General features: G+C 65.5%; 15 protein-coding genes. 7 read left to right on the top strand and 8 right to left on the bottom strand.

The window, feature by feature from the left end:
• Nucleotides 1-59 precede the first annotated feature (59 nt).
• From G6P99_RS37075 to G6P99_RS37065, 3 genes are all read left to right on the top strand, one after another.
• A complete protein-coding gene (locus tag G6P99_RS37075; RefSeq protein ID WP_029080325.1) occupies nt 60-524 on the top strand; it encodes an Lrp/AsnC ligand binding domain-containing protein in 465 nt (154 codons plus the stop codon).
• Nucleotides 525-647: 123 nt separating this feature from the next.
• Nucleotides 648-1,268, top strand: coding sequence for a hypothetical protein (locus G6P99_RS37070; protein WP_029080324.1), 621 nt, complete (start codon nt 648-650; stop codon nt 1,266-1,268).
• 195 nt (nt 1,269-1,463) lie between these two features.
• Complete coding sequence (locus G6P99_RS37065) at nt 1,464-3,533, top strand: tetratricopeptide repeat protein (RefSeq protein ID WP_165125680.1); 2,070 nt, start codon at nt 1,464-1,466, stop codon at nt 3,531-3,533.
• A 202-nt stretch (nt 3,534-3,735) separates the two neighbouring features.
• Here the strand turns inward: G6P99_RS37065 and G6P99_RS37060 are convergent, their stop codons facing one another.
• The 5 genes from G6P99_RS37060 to G6P99_RS37040 all read right to left on the bottom strand — a co-directional run bounded on the left by G6P99_RS37060 (nt 3,736) and on the right by G6P99_RS37040 (nt 8,091).
• On the bottom strand, nt 3,736-3,936 hold the full coding sequence (locus G6P99_RS37060; protein WP_029080322.1) for a cold-shock protein: 201 nt from the start codon (nt 3,934-3,936) through the stop codon (nt 3,736-3,738).
• A 282-nt stretch (nt 3,937-4,218) separates the two neighbouring features.
• Nucleotides 4,219-4,530 carry a c-type cytochrome gene (locus tag G6P99_RS37055; RefSeq protein WP_029080321.1) on the bottom strand — a complete coding sequence of 104 codons (312 nt, stop codon included), beginning with the start codon at nt 4,528-4,530 and terminating at the stop codon, nt 4,219-4,221.
• Between the two features lie 11 nt (nt 4,531-4,541).
• A complete protein-coding gene (locus tag G6P99_RS37050; protein ID WP_029080320.1) occupies nt 4,542-5,741 on the bottom strand; it encodes a molybdopterin-dependent oxidoreductase in 1,200 nt (399 codons plus the stop codon).
• A 221-nt stretch (nt 5,742-5,962) separates the two neighbouring features.
• Nucleotides 5,963-6,190 carry a hypothetical protein gene (locus tag G6P99_RS37045; RefSeq protein ID WP_165125677.1) on the bottom strand — a complete coding sequence of 76 codons (228 nt, stop codon included), beginning with the start codon at nt 6,188-6,190 and terminating at the stop codon, nt 5,963-5,965.
• Nucleotides 6,191-6,354: 164 nt separating this feature from the next.
• A complete protein-coding gene (locus G6P99_RS37040; RefSeq protein ID WP_029080318.1) occupies nt 6,355-8,091 on the bottom strand; it encodes an adenylate/guanylate cyclase domain-containing protein in 1,737 nt (578 codons plus the stop codon).
• 229 nt (nt 8,092-8,320) lie between these two features.
• Here G6P99_RS37040 and G6P99_RS37035 point away from each other — a divergent pair, with 229 nt between their 5' ends.
• Nucleotides 8,321-9,856: a glycosyltransferase family 39 protein gene (locus G6P99_RS37035; RefSeq protein ID WP_051346163.1), complete on the top strand. Its 1,536-nt coding sequence runs from the start codon at nt 8,321-8,323 to the stop codon at nt 9,854-9,856.
• A gap of 140 nt (nt 9,857-9,996) precedes the next feature.
• Here the strand turns inward: G6P99_RS37035 and G6P99_RS37030 are convergent, their stop codons facing one another.
• Nucleotides 9,997-11,028, bottom strand: coding sequence for a YcjF family protein (locus G6P99_RS37030; protein WP_165125674.1), 1,032 nt, complete (start codon nt 11,026-11,028; stop codon nt 9,997-9,999).
• A complete protein-coding gene (locus tag G6P99_RS37025) occupies nt 11,025-12,488 on the bottom strand; it encodes a YcjX family protein (protein WP_165125671.1) in 1,464 nt (487 codons plus the stop codon). Before G6P99_RS37025 ends, G6P99_RS37030 begins: the two co-directional genes overlap by 4 nt.
• A gap of 177 nt (nt 12,489-12,665) precedes the next feature.
• On the opposite strand from G6P99_RS37025, the gene trhA reads away from it, so the two are divergent.
• Together trhA and G6P99_RS37015 are read left to right on the top strand one after the other, a co-directional pair.
• Nucleotides 12,666-13,361, top strand: coding sequence for a PAQR family membrane homeostasis protein TrhA (gene trhA / locus G6P99_RS37020; protein ID WP_029080315.1), 696 nt, complete (start codon nt 12,666-12,668; stop codon nt 13,359-13,361).
• A 139-nt stretch (nt 13,362-13,500) separates the two neighbouring features.
• Nucleotides 13,501-14,295, top strand: a complete 795-nt coding sequence (locus G6P99_RS37015) for an SDR family oxidoreductase (protein WP_029080314.1) — start codon at nt 13,501-13,503, stop codon at nt 14,293-14,295.
• 333 nt (nt 14,296-14,628) lie between these two features.
• On the opposite strand, the gene G6P99_RS37010 is transcribed toward G6P99_RS37015, so the two are convergent.
• Entirely contained in the window at nt 14,629-15,243 is a 615-nt protein-coding gene (locus tag G6P99_RS37010; protein ID WP_246709730.1) for a TetR/AcrR family transcriptional regulator, read from the bottom strand.
• 89 nt (nt 15,244-15,332) lie between these two features.
• Here G6P99_RS37010 and G6P99_RS37005 point away from each other — a divergent pair, with 89 nt between their 5' ends.
• Nucleotides 15,333-16,874: a 4-hydroxyphenylacetate 3-hydroxylase family protein gene (locus G6P99_RS37005; protein WP_029080312.1), complete on the top strand. Its 1,542-nt coding sequence runs from the start codon at nt 15,333-15,335 to the stop codon at nt 16,872-16,874.
• Nucleotides 16,875-16,900 lie beyond the last annotated feature (26 nt).

Below are 16,900 nucleotides of genomic sequence, written 5' to 3'. Positions count from 1 at the left end.
TAGACAAATTAGCAGATTTGCCTTAGAAAATCAGGGCTAGTCGGAAAATTGCCGTAGATATGACAGAGATCGATAAGATAGACCGCAAAATCCTCTCGATTCTGCAAGGGGATGGCCGGATTGCCAATGTGGAGCTGGCGGAAAGGATCGGCCTGTCGCCGACCTCGGTCGGCGAACGGCTGAAGCGGCTGCAGCGCGACGGCTTCGTCGAGGGCTATGGCGCACGGCTCAATCCGCACCGGCTTGGGCTCGGCCTGCTGGTGTTCGTCGAGGTGCTGCTCGACAAGACCACGCCCGACGTGTTCGAGCGCTTCGCCAAGGCGGTCCAGGCCGCGCCGGAAGTGCTGGAGTGTCACATGGTGGCCGGCGGCTTCGACTATCTGGTCAAGGCGCGCGTCGCCAACATGACCGCCTATCGCAGATTTCTCGGCGAGATCCTGCTGGCGTTGCCGGGCGTGCGCGAAACGCGAACCTACGCGGTCATGGAGGAAGTCAAGCGCGACGCGCCGTTGCCGGTCGGCTGATATGCGCCCGATGTGATCCACAGCCATGCGCGGGATGTATTGGCATCGCGCCGCACCCGCGATAATCCTCTGGTTCAGTTGGGGGCCGTGGTGATGAAAGACGTCGATCAGCCGATACGAACGATGCGGGCCGGGTTCGCCGGCGCGCTGGCGGTGTTCATGCTGTCCCTGCCAACAGCGGCGCCGGCCCGTGCGGCCGAGCTCAGCTCGGGAATCATGCAGCTCTTCACGTCGGTTTCGATCTATCCGCCGTCGGCCTCGACGATGACGGTCTGCTACGGCTTCGTCTGCCGGCGCCGCGAGATGCTGGATTTCAGCGCGGCCGACAGGGCGGCCCTGGGCAAGATCATGGCCGGTGGCCGCGCCAATGCCGCCGCTGAACGGGCGGCGGTGCAAAAGGCCGTGATCTGGCTCGATCGCCGGATGGGGCCGATCCTCGGCACCGACAAGCGCGTGGCCAAGGCGGACTTCCGCGCCAACGACGACAAGCACAATTACGATTGCTGGGACACCACCCGCAACACAACCAGCCTGATGCTGGTGATGCAGGCCTGGAACCTGTTCAAGTTCCATGACGTCGGCGATCCCCACTATCGCGGATTTTCGCTGGGGCAAACGCCGCACAACACCGCCGTCCTGGTCGAGCGTGCCACCAAGGTGGAATGGGTTGTCGATCTCTGGCCCCGCGGCTATCTGCAACCGCCTGACGTCATGACCGTCGCCCAATGGGTGACGGAAGATTGAACGGCTTGGTGTTGCCGCGCGCGCGTTCCGTAGAGTTCCATTCCCATTGATTATAGGGATAGTTAGCTGCGTCATCGGCGCTGGAACCGAGCTCCAAGTTCGGAACAAGCTTCGACAACTACCTTCCACGCTCACCACCGTAAGAACCAAGTGACGCGATAAGACGAACGGCATTCGGTCAACCCGAGGCACGATATGCGTTTACGTCCGACTTGCACCGATGCCGCTGTCAGCGGTGTTCGTTTCCAACTGTTGGTGGCGCTTGCGCTGCTGCCCGCGCTCGCCGGCCCGGCGCGCGCGGGCGACGTCGAGGATTGCAACGGGCCGCCGACGGACAAGGCCGAGGCGGCGTGCTCGGCCATCATCAGCGATGCCGCACGGTCCACCGACGATCGGTCCAAGGCTTTTGCCGGCCGCTCGCGATACTATATTGCTCGCGGCAAGATCGATCAGGCCTTGGGCGATGCCGATGCTGCGCTGCAGCTCAATCCGCAATTCGTGTCGGCGCTGATCGCGCGCGGCTATGTGCAGCAGCGCAAGGGCAGCCTGGATCAGGCCCGCGCCGATTTCGATCGCGCGATCGAGCTCGAGCCGAAGAGCCCGTTCGGCTACCTTGCGCGCGGCAATCTGCGCGCCGACCAGCGCGCCTGGACTGACGCGATCTCGGACTATGACCAGGCCATCACGCTGCGGCAGGATCTCCCCGCAGCCCATGTCGGGCGCGCGCGGGCCTATGTCGAATCCGGACAGCCCGACGCGGCGCTGGCCGACGCCAACACCGCGATTGCCATCAACGCAAGCACGCCGAACGCGTTCTACTGGCGCGGCCAGGCCTATCGCCGCAAGGGCGACATCGATCGCGCGATCGAGGATTTTTCGCGTGCGATCGCGCAGGCGCCGCAGACCGAGCGCAACGCCTATTTCGCCCGCGCCCAGCTCTACAGCGCCAAGGGGGACTATGCCCGCGCCATTGCCGACTTCGACAGGCTGCTGGCGGTGCTTCCCGGCAACAAGGAGATCCAGGAGCAGCGCCAGCAGGCGGCCGCGATGCAGGCCGAGCTCGCCAAATCGGGCGCAGCCGCGCCATCACCGACCACGCCGGCTGCCGCCGCGCCGGCGGCGCAACCGCCCGCCGCGGTGCCGGCCTCGAGCAACCAGCAGATCGAGCAGGCCAAGCAGTTTATCGCACAGGGCAATTTCGCGGGCGCGATCAATAATCTCAGCCAGGTGCTGAGCGGCGACCCGCGCAACGAGGCGGCGCTGCGGCTGCGCACGCAGGCCTATTCACGGCTCAACCGGCTGGCGGAGGCGCGCAACGATCTCAACGACCTGCTCAAGCTCAAGCCGGACGATCCCCAGCTGCTCGCCTTCCGCGCGCTCAATGCCGCGAGCTTGCGGCAGTTCGACGATGCCACGGCCGACGCCACCCGCGCGATCACGCTCGATCAGAATAACTCGCTGGCCTATCTCGCCCGCGGCCTCGTCAAGGCCAACACCGGCAAGGTGAAGGACGCGCTCGCCGATTACGATCATTCGATCTCGCTCAACGCCAAGGAGACGCTGGCCTTCACCGAACGCGGGCTCGCCTATTTCAATCTCAATCGGCTCGACAAGGCGCTATTGGATTTCGATCAGGCGCTCGCGCTGGTGCCGACCAATCTGATCGCCAAATCGTGGCGCGGCCTTGCGCTGATGCTCAAGGGCCGCACCGACGAGGGGCTGGTCGACATCAACGGTGTGCTGGAGCGAGTCCCCAACAATCCCACGGCGCAGCTCGGCCGCGGGCTCGCGATGCTGACCTCGGCCCAATACGACCGCGCCATCGCCGCGTTCGACCAGATCGTCGCACGGGCGCCCAACGATCCCTTCGCGCATGTGCTGCGCGCGCGGGCCTATCTCGGGGCGAAGAAGCCGGATGACGCGATGAAGGATCTCAATCTGGTCCTCAGCTCACGGCCCAATGATCAGGCGGCGCTGACGTTGCGTGGCATCACCTGGTCGACGCTGCGCAACTACGACAAGGCGGTCGAGGATCTCGATCGGGCGATTGCGCAGAAGGAGACCGTGGAGGGTGTGTTCGCGCGCGCCAAGGCGCATGAGGCGCTCAACCACACCGACAAGGCGACCGAGGATTTCCGCAAAGCCACCCAGCTCGCGCCGTCGAGCGTGTTCGACGTGCTCGCGCAGGCCGAGTCCAAACGCAAGATCCAGGAATTGCCGAAGAAGGTGCCGTGCGGCACAGGTCAGGGCGGCACCTGTCTGTAACGCGGCAACTCCGCCGCGGCGCGCTTCCCTGGAATAAAGAGTTAAGTGTCGGCACGCGATCGATAGCGGCCGAAAAAAGGACTACGCCGTGGCGCGCGGGCATCGTGCCCGCTCCGCCGAACGTCACGTGGTCTGGTGTGTGGATCGGCCCCCACTCCCGGATGACGTCCGAGAGTGCGCCGCCGGGTCTGGCGCTGTTGCGCTAGACCTTAAGGTTCTCGGCTGACGTCTTGCCGCGATTGGCGATCTCTTCGTATTCGACCGTCTGGCCTTCGTTCAGGCTTTGAAGACCAGCCTTCTGAACCGCAGAAATATGCACGAAAATGTCTTTGCCGCCCGTTGCGGGCTGGATGAATCCGTAACCCTTGGTCGGGTTAAACCACTTCACTGTACCTTTGGGCATTCCAGTCGTCTCCGCGGAATCAATCGAAAACAGACCAGCCGGTCCCCGCACAAACCGGCTTGTCCGTAACTACAGGATAGCAGTTTGGAAAAAGCTGGGTAGATCAAACGACGGTGTGATTCTGACCGGAAACAACCCGCTTTGCAGGGATTTGGTGCCGGTTTGCCTGTTTCATGGTCAATTTTTGCGCTGCAAAAAAGTGTCGGTTCCACGACCCATATTGGATCAATGGCCCCGCGCGTAGGTCTTCCGCCGGCGCGCGGGGTTCAAATCGACCGCATCTCAATAGGTCGCGGTGAGGTATTCGACGATCTTGCCGACGTCGGCATCGTCGATCGGCGCGCCGTAGACCTTGATCATCTTGGTCACCTCGGCCTGCCAGAAGTCCTTCTTGAACTTCTCGCCCTGCGGCTGGGTCTTGATGTAGTCGGCCGAGTGGCAGGCGGTGCAGTTGTTCTGCGCCACGTCGAGGTTGGGACCCGGCTTGAACGCCGCGGTCTCCTCGGGAACCTTGTAGTTCACGGGCGCGGCGATCGCGGCGCCGATCGACAGCGCGGCGATCGCGGCGAGTGAGGCAAGCAGCTTGCTGGTCATGATGCTTCTCCTCACGCCGCCGTGACACGCACGGTTTCGACGACGTTGCGCAGATAGCCGGCCGGATTCCACAACGGATCCATCGGTTGGGTGTCGCCCGCATTGTTGGTGGCACGCACCTTCAGGTCTGAGGGGCCGGCCGCGAGTTTTACCGGCAGCTTCCATTCACGGAATGCGTATTTGCCGAGATCTTTGCCGAGCTTGGCCGGCATCCAGCTCTTGCCGCCGTCGGTCGAGACCGCGACCTCCTTGATGCCCTTGCCACCGTCGAAGGCGATGCCGCGCAGCATGGTGCGGCCTGCCTTGAGCTTGGCGCCGTCGGCGACGCTGGTGATGAACGAGCGCACCGTGAAGCGGTTGATCGGGATCGTCGCCTTCGGTGCGGTGCCGGGCTCGACCGCGTTGTTCGGCGTATCCGGAATCCGGTAGGCGGACTTCATCCAGAAGCCCTCGAACACGCTGTCGATGACGTTGATCTCGTTGAGGTGCTTTACCCAATAGGTGCCGTAATAGCCAGGCACCACGAGGCGGAGCGGGAAGCCATTGAGGAACGGCAGGTCCTCGCCGTTCATGCCCCAGGCCAGCATCACCTCGCCGTCGCGCGCGTGGTCGATATCGAGCGCCTTGACGAAATCCGGGGTCTTGTCGCTAACCGGACCGTCCATGCCGTTGAAGGTGACCTGTTTGGCGCCGGCCTGCACGCCGGCCATGTCGAGCACGGTCTTCAGCGGCACGCCGTGCCAGCGCGCGCAGCCCATCGCGCCATTGCCGAGCTGGCCGCCGGCGACCCGCGGATTGAAGAAGCCGCGGCTGTTGCCGGAGCACTGGTTGACGGCGACGAGCTCGGTCGCCTTCAGCTTCCTGATATCCTTCAGCGACAGCTTGAGCGGTTTGTCGACCTTGCCCTTGATCTCCAGCGTGAACTTGTCCGGATCGAGATTGTAGGGGAGGTCGGCGAGGTGATAGCGGACGAAGAATGCGTTGTTCGGCGTGAGCGGGCCGTCGTTGAAGATCGCAAATGGCGTTTCCAGCTGCGGCGGCCGGCTGGTCAGGCCGATCATCGGGCGCTTCTGCGGGTAGCGCACCAGCGGCCGCTCGCCATTGCCGAACGGCAGCGTCACCGTGTCGAGGGCGAATGCGCCCCTTGATCCCAGCCCCGTCACCAACGCGGCCAACCCGGCGCGCTTCATCAAGTCTCGTCGATCGAGCATTCCGCTTCCTCCGAAGCTGTTCTGTCGTGAGCTGGTCATCACCAGGCTCACCCTTGCCTTTGCGCGCCTTCGCATCATGGAATGCGCGCAGCCGCAAATGTCGCACCTGACAAGGGCAAGTCAATTGAGCTTTCGCAGCGTCCACCAGCGTTGCGACGCAACAACGAAAAGCCCCGGTCGCATTGGCGACCGGGGCATTTCGATCCAACCGGAGGGTTCGATCAGTAGCAGACGTTCACGGTGCGATAGCGACAGCCGTAAGGCGTCAGCACCAGGCGGGTGGCGTAGCAGCCGGAATCGACGAAGCCGACGGCGATGCCCGGGCCACCCCAGAAGTGATGGTGATGCGGATGCCAGAAGAACGGCTTGGCGGAGGCCGAGGTCGGCGCCAGCGCGGCGGCACCGAGGGTTGCGGCAGTAGCGAGAGCAAGCGTGACTTTGCGAAGCATGGTCGTCTCCTTCAGATGCGCGTTGAACTCTGTCGCGGCGCGGTTGCAGCGTTACCCATCGCCAGTCAGTTGCATCCGGCACGGGGCACGTTCGAGCATCTCTGCTGAACGCGCGCTTGGATGTGCGGCAGGTCACACTCGGAGTGGGGTGGAGATGAACCCGGTCAGGCCGCGACGGCGCGACGGTCGTCGACGAGCGCGGACAGGATGCGGGTCGCTTCGACGGTGCGCACGGTCATTGGCTCGTTGCGGCCGCGGATCGCGACCTCCTGGGCCGGCAGCGCATCGTCGGCGAGGCCTGCGGTGACGCGCACCTCGTCCGAGATCACCGCCTCGCAGGCCAGCGCCTTGGTCATGTCCTGCAGCCTTGCCGCGACGTTGACGGCATCGCCGAGCGCGGTGAACACCATGTGGTCGCGATAGCCGATATCGCCGACGATCACCTCGCCGCCATGGATGCCGATGCCGAAGCGGATCGGCTCGCGCAGATCGTGGCTGAGGAACTGGTTCAGCTCGTCGATATTGGCCGCGATCAGCGCTGCCGCACGCAAGGCCTGGCGGCAGGCCAGCTGCCGGTCGGTGGTGAGCCCGAACAGCGCCAGCATGCCGTCGCCGATGAACTGGTTCGGTCGCCCGCCGGCTTCCAGCACCGCCTGCGACACCGCGCCGAGGAAGCGGTTGACGATGAACACGGTGTCGAACGGCAGCCGTTTCTCGGCAAGCTGCGTCGAGCCGCGCATGTCGACGAACATGCTGACGAGATAACGCTCCTGGCCGACCCGCGTCGGATGGGTGGCGTGCGCATTCGCCGACATCGTGTGCGGCAGGAACAGCTGGAAGAAGGTCAGGTCGGCGGTCGGCCGCAACTGGCAGGCCAGCCGGATCGACGGATCGTCAGTGCCGACCCGGTGCAGCACGAAGGCTTCGCGCGGCGAGGGCTCGGGCAGGGCGGCATGATCGCCGATGATGCGGATGCGGCAGGTCGAGCAGCGCGCACGGCCGCCGCAGACGCTGGCATGCGGCACGTTGTAGCGCAGGCTCGCTTCCAGCACGCTCAATCCCTTCGGCACCCGCAGCGTACGGCCGTTGCCGTAGGACAGCGCGATCATGCCGCCGCGGCGCTCCAGCAGGGCACGCGCGCCGCGCGCCAGCAGCACGAGGCCGAGCAGTCCGAGATAGCCGATCGTCAGGCGGTCCGTGATCTTCTCGAGCGTGGTCGCCTGCGCCGCCGTGCCGAGCTTCTGCACCGACAGCTCCTCGCGTCGCCAGTCGGGATCCTGATAGTCTTCCATCGTGGCGCGGCCGCCCTGATAGATGCCGAGCATCGCCAGGGTCGGGATCAGCACCGCGGCAGCTAGCAGGTATGGTGCGGCGCGCGTAAAGAACGGACGCAGCCGGAGCCAGAAATACAGGCCGATGCAGCCATGCACCCAGGCGATCACCAGCACCGCCAGCATCAGCCACAGCCGGTTCGGTGCCGAGATGAAGAACGTGTACAGCTCCTGCGGGTAGAGCTTCTCCTGTCCGTACAGGGTCTGGCCGAGCCGCACGCCCACAACGTGCGCAACGATCAGCATCGGGACGCTGAGGCCGAGCGTGAGCTGCAGCGGCTCGATCGTCTTCCAATGGAACTCGCGGCGCTGATACAGCGCCCAGATGCCGAGCGCGGTGTGCACCAGGCAGGAGCTGTAGAAGGTGATCGCGACCGGCAGGAACTGCCAGAATTCGGTGTGGTAGTACACCCCGATCGCCAGCGCCTCCGTCGAGATATTGCCGAGCGCGTGGTTGAGGAAATGGCTGATCAGGTAGGCGAACATGATCGCCCCCGTGACCAGGCGGATCTGCCGCAGGCCGACGCCGCGGGCCATATCCTGCAGGTGCTCGCGCGAGGGGGAGGCCATGTGATTCATGATCGGCAAGTCTAGTGCTTAATTCCCGCGCTGAACACCACCACGGGTCCGGACGGGCCGTGACAACGGGCACTGCAGCACGTTGACACTCCGTTAAGAGTCGAACAAAAAGCCCGCCGTGACGATAGCCCAAGCCCAACCTGGAGCCGATAACAACAGCGTTAAGCCGGCCCGGTCGCGCGCGCCGGATTGGCGCGGCGTCATTGCCGTGATCGTTGCCATGACCGTGATGCGGCTGGTCTATGCCCATGCGCTCGATCTGCGCACCGACGAGGCCTATTACTGGACCTGGTCGAAGGAAAACGTGCTGTCCTTCCTCGACCATCCGCCGATGGTGGCCTGGTTCATCCGCTTCGGCACCGCGATCCTCGGCGACACCAATCTCGGCGTCCGCCTCGGTGGCATCGTGGCGATGCTGGCGACCCAGCTGTTGCTCGCCGACATCGTCCGCCGCGTGACATCCAACAATGTCCGCGCCGTGATGCTGGCGCTGCTGCTGCCGGAGGCGGCGCTCTATTACGGGCTCTTGATGGCCAAGGTGGCGCCCGATACCGCGCTGATCCCGTTTTCGGTGGCGATGCTGTGGTCGCTGGTGCGGCTCGCGCAGGGCAATGACGGGCGCTGGTGGCTCGCCGCGGGGCTGTTTGCCGGGCTGGCGCTGTTGTCGAAATTCACCGCGATCATGTTCGCGCCGGCGGTGCTCGCCTTCGCGCTGGTGCCGGATTGGCGTTGGCGCTGGCTGCGCAGCCCGTATCCTTATCTCGCCGCGCTGATCGCGATCGTCGTGTTCTCACCAGTCTTGATCTGGAATGCCGAGCACGATTGGGCCTCGTTCCGCTTCCAGGCGGTGCGCGCCACCGCCGAGCGCGATCTGACGCTCCGGACTTTCGGCGAGTTCATCGGCATGCAGTTCGGGCTGGTCGGCTTTGTGCTGCTGCCGGTGACGCTGTTCGGAACAGTACTGACAGCGTGGCGCGGCTATATCAGGCGCGAGCCGGTCGCGATCCTGCTGGCGACCGCGGTGCTGGTGCCGTTTGGCTACTTTCTCTGGAAGTCCTTGACCTTGCGGGTCGGCGACACCTGGCCGATGTTCCTGTGGCCGGCCGGCTTCGCGGCGGTTGCCATCAATGTCACGCGGATGCCGTTCGAGGGCTGGTCGGTTGGCTTAGTCAAATCGACGGTCTATTGGGCCCGGACCGCCATTTCCACCGGCATCGTGTTCGTCGTCTGCGTCTTCCTCTATTACATGTTCGCGCCGTGGAATCTGATCGGCCGCACCGATCCGATCGGCACCGAGGCCGGCTACGATCTGGTGGCAGCGCGCACCTTGGCGCAGGTGCAGGCGACCGGCGCGACCTGGGTCGCGACCACGGATTACCGCACCTACGCGATGCTGCGCTGGTTGCTGCGCGGGCAGGTGCCGGTCATCGAGGTCAACGAGCGCGGCCGCTTCCAGGGCTTTGCCGATCCCGGCATGAGCACGATCAGGGATCATGTCGGCATCTATGTCGGGCGCGAGCCCGAGAACAATCTGCCGCTGTGGAGCGAGACATCAGCAGTGCGTCAGCCGCTGGAGCGTGTGACGCGGAGCTGGCGCGGCATGGTGATGGACACCTATGCGCTGGAGAAGATCAGCGGCTGGACGCCCGATCTGTCGCCGCCGCCGGACACCACGTTCTTCCGCTGGCGCGTGCTGGCGATGCGTCTTCCTTCTCCCCTTGTGGGAGAAGGTGGCGCGCCTTTGCGCGCCGGATGAGGGGTTCTCGCCGCGGGAGCGGTGCGCGCGGATGGATACCCCTCACCCAAGCGAGTTCGTGACGAGCATCTGAGCTGCCCTCTCCCACAAGGGGAGAGGGCGCAGCAACTGGCGTTGTCCTGCTCGGAAAGAGCTGGTGGCTATTCCTCTTCGTCACGCTTGCGGATCAGGTCCTTTGCCAGATCGGTCAGCGCCGGGCGCGGCAAGGCGTTGAAGGGGAGCGGGCGGGTGACGTCGATCGCGGCGAGGCCGAGCCGTGCGGTCAACAGGCCGTTGAGCATGCCTTCGCCGAGCCGCTGCGAGAGCTTTGCCGCGATGCCGTGGCCGAGCATCTGCTGGATCAGGCTGTCGCTTGCCGCCATGCCGCCGGTGATCGCCAGATGCGCGATGACGTGGCGCAGCAGGCGGATCATGCCGAGCGCGCCGGGCCGGCCGCCATAGAGCCGCGCCAGCTGGCGGATCATCCGCAATGACGCCACGAACACGAACAGCACGTCGATCATCGCGCGCGGACTGACCGCGGTGACCACCGAGACGCGCTGCGCGGCGGTCGAGACCAGCCGCCGCGCCTCCTCGTCGAGCGGCGCCATCAGCTCGCGTTCGGCGAGGCGGATCATGTCGGCGCCGTCGATGATGTCGTCGGTGTGGCTCTGCAGCGCGCTGCGGGCGCGGGCGAGCTGCGGGGTCTGGTGCGCGAGCTTGAGCAGATCGGCGACAACAGCCCGGCTCGCAGCGCGGTCGTCGCTGACCAGCACCTCGGCGGCGCGCAGATGCAGCTTCTCGATGGTGGCAAGCCGCGCCAGGCCTATGAGCTCGCGCATGGTGACGACCGCCAGCGCCACCGCGGCGATGACGGCAAGCCCCAGCCCGAGGAAGCCGAGGCCCTCATTGCGTGCGAACAGATCCTCGACCAGATTGATGACGCCAAGCCCGGTGCCGAGCACCACGAGGCCCGCGACCGCGCTCCAGAACAGCGTGCCCCAGCGGAAGCCGCGGCGCGCCGGCAACAGCGGCGCATCTGTTGGCACCGGGAGCTGCACGGGCTCGGCCTCGGGCACGATCTGGATCGTGCCGCGGCTGAGGCGGCCACCGTCGTTCGGATCCATCACGACCACGCCGGGATCGTCGAGCTTGAACGTCGCCGGCCGCCGCGGGGGCGTCTTCTCGTTCATTGCAGTTTGTCTCCGATCAGGAACTGGAGAGCGCGGTCAAGGCGGATGTGAGGCAGCGCCGGCTCCGCATCGCCGTTTCGTTCCAGCTTCGGCGGGCGGAAGCGCAGGAAGCGGTAGTCGGCCGCCTCGGCGCCGGCGCTGGAGAGGCCGCGGAATCCGCCGTTGAACAGCTCCTCCGGATTGTCGGGCAGGTCGCCCGGAAAGGTCGCGACCTCGGTCTCGCCGTCAAGCCGCTCGCCGTTGGCGACCTCGCCCGGCGCCGGCGTGCCTAGGATCGACGGTAGCCGGTCGCGGCCGCGGGTGACCTGCGCCTCGCGGGTGGCGCGCACCGCGGCAAGCGCCACCACGTCGATCGCAGCACCGGCATATTCGGCGCGCTCAGCGGCCCTGGCCACGATCCGCCGCAGCACGGCCTCCAGCCGGTCGTGGCTCTGGTGATGCAGATGATCGGCCTTGGTCGCCGCGAACAGGATGCGGTCGATGCGCGGCCGGAACAGCGCGCTCAGGATCGTGCTGCGGCCGATCCGGAAGCAGTCGAGGATGCCAGCGAGCGCGGCCTCGAGGTCGTGCAGTGCCTCGGGCCCGGCATTGAATGCGGCCAGCGCATCGGCGAGCACGATCTGGCGATCGAGCCGCGCAAAATGATCGCGGAAGAACGGCCGCACCACGACCTCCTTGTAGGCCTCGAAGCGCCGCCGCATCATCGCCCACAGCGAACCGTCCGGCGCACTGCCGTCGACGGGCACGTCGAGCGGCGCAAAGGTCAGCGCCGGCGTATTGGCGAGGTTGCCCGGCATCAGGAAGCGGCCGGGAGGCAACAGGCTCATCGCAAAGCGTTCGTCGCGGCAGGCGCGCAGATAGTCGGTGAACAATCTTGCCTCGGCGAGCGCCGCCTGCTCGTCCGCTTTGCCCTCCGGCTTCAGCGTTGCCAGATGCGCGTGCCAGGGCGCCGCAAGTTTGGCGCGCAGCGGCTCGCGCGACAGCGCAAGGCTTTCCGCCGACCATTGCTCGTAGCTCTTGGCCAGCAGCGGCAGGTCGAGCAGCCACTCGCCGGGATAGTCGACGATGTCGAGGGTCAGCGTGCGGTCCGCGCCATTTTGCCGCTGATACTCGATCACGAGGCGAAGCTCGGAGATGTCCGTGGTCGAGCTCGGCCATTGCAGCTCCTCGACCAAAGTGCGGACATGGCTCTCATAGGCGAAGCGCGGCACCGCATCGTCGGGTTGCGGCGCGAGATAGGCGCGCGCGATCCGCCCCGAGGCATAGGGCTCGAACACCGGGAAGCGGCCGCCGCGGGTCAGGCCGTGCACCAGCGCCGTGATGAACACGGTCTTGCCGGCGCGCGACAGGCCGGTGACGCCGAGCCGCACCGTCGGGTTGAAGAAGCCCTCGCCATAGTCGAGCAGCGCCCGCGCCGAGAGACGCGCTTCCTCGACGATATCTCGAAACCTGGGGGGCATGGAGGGTTAACGAAAGGACCCGGCAGGAGGAGCCAAAAGGGGCGGGCGATCACCCGCAAGGTGGCGATTATCGGGGCAAAATCAAGCTTCACATTTCCGGCGCCTTTGCAGGCGAGGGGTTGAACGTGCCGCAATATCAGCGATACCCATAATCTGTCGGTACACAGGAAAGCCTGCATGACGGTCTTCCGCCTGAAGCAATTCGCCTCGACCTCGATCCACGCGGCCGGCGCCGCGCTGTGGAACTACGACCGCGCCGAGCTGATCGCCGACGGCGTGGTCCACATCATCGGCGTCTGTTTCGGGCTGGTCGCCGCCACCGCGCTGATCGTCTTGACCGCAGTCTATGCCGGCCCGTTCGACGTCGCCGTGGTGTCGGTCTATGTCGCGGGGCTGCTCGCGATGCTGGTGCTGTCGGCGACCTATAATCTCTGGCCAGTGTCGCGCGCCAAATGGGTGCTGCGGCGCTTCGATCACTCTGCGATCTATCTGTTGATCGCCGCGACCTATACGCCGTTCATCGTGGAACTGAAGGACAGCACTTTCGCGATCGCGCTACTCGTCGGCGTGTGGTGCGTGGCGATCGTCGGGATCTGGCTGAAGCTGCGCTATCCCGGCCGCTTCGACCGGCTCGCAGTCGGGCTCTACCTTGCGATCGGCTGGAGCGGCATCATGCTCTACGACCGCGTCGTCAAGGCGCTGCCGGCGATGGCGCTCGGCTTTGTGCTGGCCGGCGGCATTCTCTACAGCCTGGGGGTGATCTTCCACTCCTGGCGGCGGCTGCGCTTCCAGAACGCGATCTGGCACGGCTTCGTGCTGCTCGGGGCCGCCTGCCACTATACGGCGGTGTTCGACGTCGTGCTGGCGAGCTGAGCGTTCCCCTCATCGAAAAGATCATGCACCGGCCAAAGATGCGATATCATGGTCGCCGCTAGTTGAGCATCATCTTTCGGAAAACCGGCTTCCACTTTTCCGTATGATGCTCTCGGATCAAGATATCGGGAGGATGGCCATGCAGGTGGCGGGTAAGGTTGTGGTGGTCACCGGCGGTGGCAATGGCATCGGCAAGGCGCTGTGCGAGGCGTTCCACGCCGCGGGCGCATCCAAGGTCGTGGTCGTCGACCTCGATCACGCGGCGGCCGAGAAGGTCGCGGCCTCGGTCGGCGGCGCGGCCTTCAAATGCGATGTCGGGCAGGAGAAGAATATCCTGCACGTGATCGACGAGACCGAGCGCATGTTCGGCCCGATCGCGCTGTTCTGTTCAAATGCCGGCATCGGCGGCGGCTTCGATCCGCTGTCGAAAAATGCCGGCGGCACCTCCGACGAGCCGTGGTCGCGCAGCTGGGCGATCCATGTGATGGCGCATGTCTATGCTGCGCGGCATCTGGTGCCGCGCATGAAGGCGCGCGGTGGCGGCTACTTCCTCAACACGATCTCCGCGGCGGGCCTGCTGTCGCAGGTCGGCAGCCCGGCGTACTCGACCACCAAGCACGCCGCGGTCGGCTTTGCCGAAAACCTCGCGATCTCGCACCGCGCCGACAACATCAAGGTCTCGATCCTCTGCCCGCAGGGCGTCGAGACCAACATGCTGCGCTCAATCCCGAGGGGCCCGCAATCCGGCGACGGCGATCTCTCCGCGGAGCAGGTCGCGCAGGACGCGATCAAGGGCATCGAGCAGGAGACCTTCCTGATCCTGCCGCACCCGCAGGTGCTCGGCTACATGCGCAAGAAGACCGAGAACTACGACCGCTGGATCGGCGGCATGGCCAAGATCCAGGCCAAGATGCGCGAGACGCACGGGAAGTGAAGTCTGTAGCCCGGATGGAGCGAAGCGTAATCCGGGTCAAACGTCGTTACGTGAATCCCGGATTTCGCTGCGCACCATCCGGGCTACGAAACTCATTACGTGTAGCCACTCACGTGAGGTGAGCACGCTAGTCAGGCTCCCTCCCCCCTTGCGGGGGAGGGCCGGGGAGAGGGGTAAGCCCCGGGCGAGATGATTGAAGTCCGTCGCGCTTTGGCAACTTCGATCGCGTATCGTTGAGACTCATATTGAGAGAGTGTGCCGTGTGACACCCTCTCCCTAACCTCCCCCGCAAGGGGGGAGGGAACCCGTCCGCCGGTGCCATCCTCACGGGCCTCACGCCTTGCCGAGTTGCGCGATCCGGTCGCGCAGATAGGTGTCCATCAGATCGGGCGCCGAGGCGCCGAACATCCTGATGCGGCCGGTGTGCAGCAACAGCAGCAGGCCGGTCGCGTGCGCGAAGCAATCCACCATCACGGTGTTGGCTTTCTGACGCGACGCGCCGAGCGCCTCGGCCGCTTCCGCGATCGGATGCAGCGCAGCCTCCAGCGCGGCGTTCAGCTCGCGGTCGCGGTCGTGGCCGAGCCCGGCCGGCTTCATGCCGCCGCGAAACAGATAGAAGCCGAGATCGAGGTCGCGTGGATGGTCCGCATAATAGCGGAAGAAAGCCATGCCTGCGGAATGCAGCTTCTGTTTGGCGCCGCGCGTCGTCGTGACCGCGGCGCTGACGGCCTGGCCGAGCGAAGCCAGCGATTGCCGCAGCACCTCGGCATAGATCGCTTCCTTGGAATCGAAGTGGAAATACAGCGCCGCCGGCGTGTAGCCGGCCCGGGTCGCGATCGCCCGCAGGCTGGCGCCCTCGAGGCCTTCCTCGGCGAACACGCTACGCGCCGCATCGAGGATCAGCTCCCGCTTGTGGCGGCTGACCGCTTCCTTCCTGCTCTCGCGCATCTGCATGTTCAGGCGAATCCGTCTTGACTCAATTCAAACACCGTTAGATAATTTAACAGTGTTAGAAAAAATGAGCAAGGGAGAACGCCATGCTGATGACGGCTGCGGACTACCGGGAATCCCTGCGCCGCTACAAGCCGCGGGTGTTCGTCAACGGCGAGGCGGTCGCGAGCGTCGCGGACGAGCCGTTGCTGGCGCCGGGCGTGGCGGGTGTCGGCGTGACCTACGATTTCGCGCATCGCGCCGAGCACGCGCCGATCATGACGGCGCGGCAGGGCACCTCGGGCAAGACTGTCAACCGCATGCTCCACATCAATGAGAGCTCGCAGGACCTGCTCACCAAGCTCGAGGCGGTGCGGCTGGTGTGCCGGACATCGGGCTGCGCGCAACGCTATCTGACCCATGATGCGCTCAACAGCCTGTATCAGGTGACGAAGCTGACCGACGATCGCCACGGCACCGACTACAGCCAGCGCTTCCTCAACTATCTGCACGAGGTGCAGGACCATGACCTGACGCTCGGCATCGCCATGACCGATGCCAAGGGGGATCGCTCCAAACGGCCGGGGCTACAGGCCAACCCGGACGTCTATGTCCACATCAAGGAGCGCCGCGCCGACGGCATCGTGATCCGCGGCACCAAGGCGATCGTTACCGGCGCGCCCTACATGCACGAATTCCTGGTCATGCCGTGCCGCACCCACGTGCCCGACGACAAGGATTTTGCGGTGTGCTGCGCGGTGCCGGTCGATGCGCCCGGCGTCACCATCGTCGCGCGCCCGGCCGGCCGGCCCGGCGATGCAGCTGCGAAATTCTCGGCGAAGTACGGCCAGTCGGTCGGTGTCGTGATCTTCGACGACGTGTTCGTGCCGCATGATCGTGTCTTCCTCGCCGGCGAGACCGAGGAGGGCGGCTTCCTCACCACGTCCTACGCCACCCATCACCGCCACTCCTGCATTGGCGCGCGCGCCGGCTTCGGCGATCTGTTGATCGGCGCCGGCGCGCTGATGATCGAGGCCAACGGGCTCGATGCCGAGAAGCACGCGCATATCCGTGAGGCGATGGTCGAGCTGATCACCATCACCGAGAGCTTCTACGCCTGCGGCGTCGCGTCCTCGGTCTACTGCACCAAGGACCCCGCCGGCTCGGTAATGCCGGATGCGGTGTTCTCGAACATCGGCAAGCTCTTGCTGGCGACCAAGATCTACGACATGCACCGCGTGGCGCATTATGTGTCGGGCGGGCTGATCGTCGCGCTGCCGGGTCCCGACGAGGACCACAATCCGGAGACGCGCGCCTCGCTCGCCGCTGTCATGGGCGGACGTCCCGACATCCCGGCCGAGCAGCGCGCCGAGGTGGCGCGGCTGATCGAGGACCTCACGGTCTCGCACCAAGCTGGCTGGTACTCGGTGATCTCGCTGCATGGCGGCGGTTCGCCGGAGGCGATGAAGCGCGAGATCTGGCGCAACTATCCGGTGATGGAAAAGGCCGAGCTGGTCGAGAACCTGCTCGGCCGCGGCCTCGTCGACGAGGGGCAGCGGGTGTCGAAGCAGCCCGGACGCTGCTGCGCCACCGGTTGCGAGGTGCCGGCGCCATCAGCCGCGCTGGAGCAGCAACACGCACTCTCGTAAGATGGGTGGAGCAGCGATACCCATCA

This window comes from Bradyrhizobium sp. 6(2017) (assembly GCF_011058295.2).
GTDB lineage: Bacteria > Pseudomonadota > Alphaproteobacteria > Rhizobiales > Xanthobacteraceae > Bradyrhizobium > Bradyrhizobium septentrionale.
Note: the sequence above shows the minus strand (reverse complement) of the source record. Positions and strands in the feature narration are given on the sequence as shown.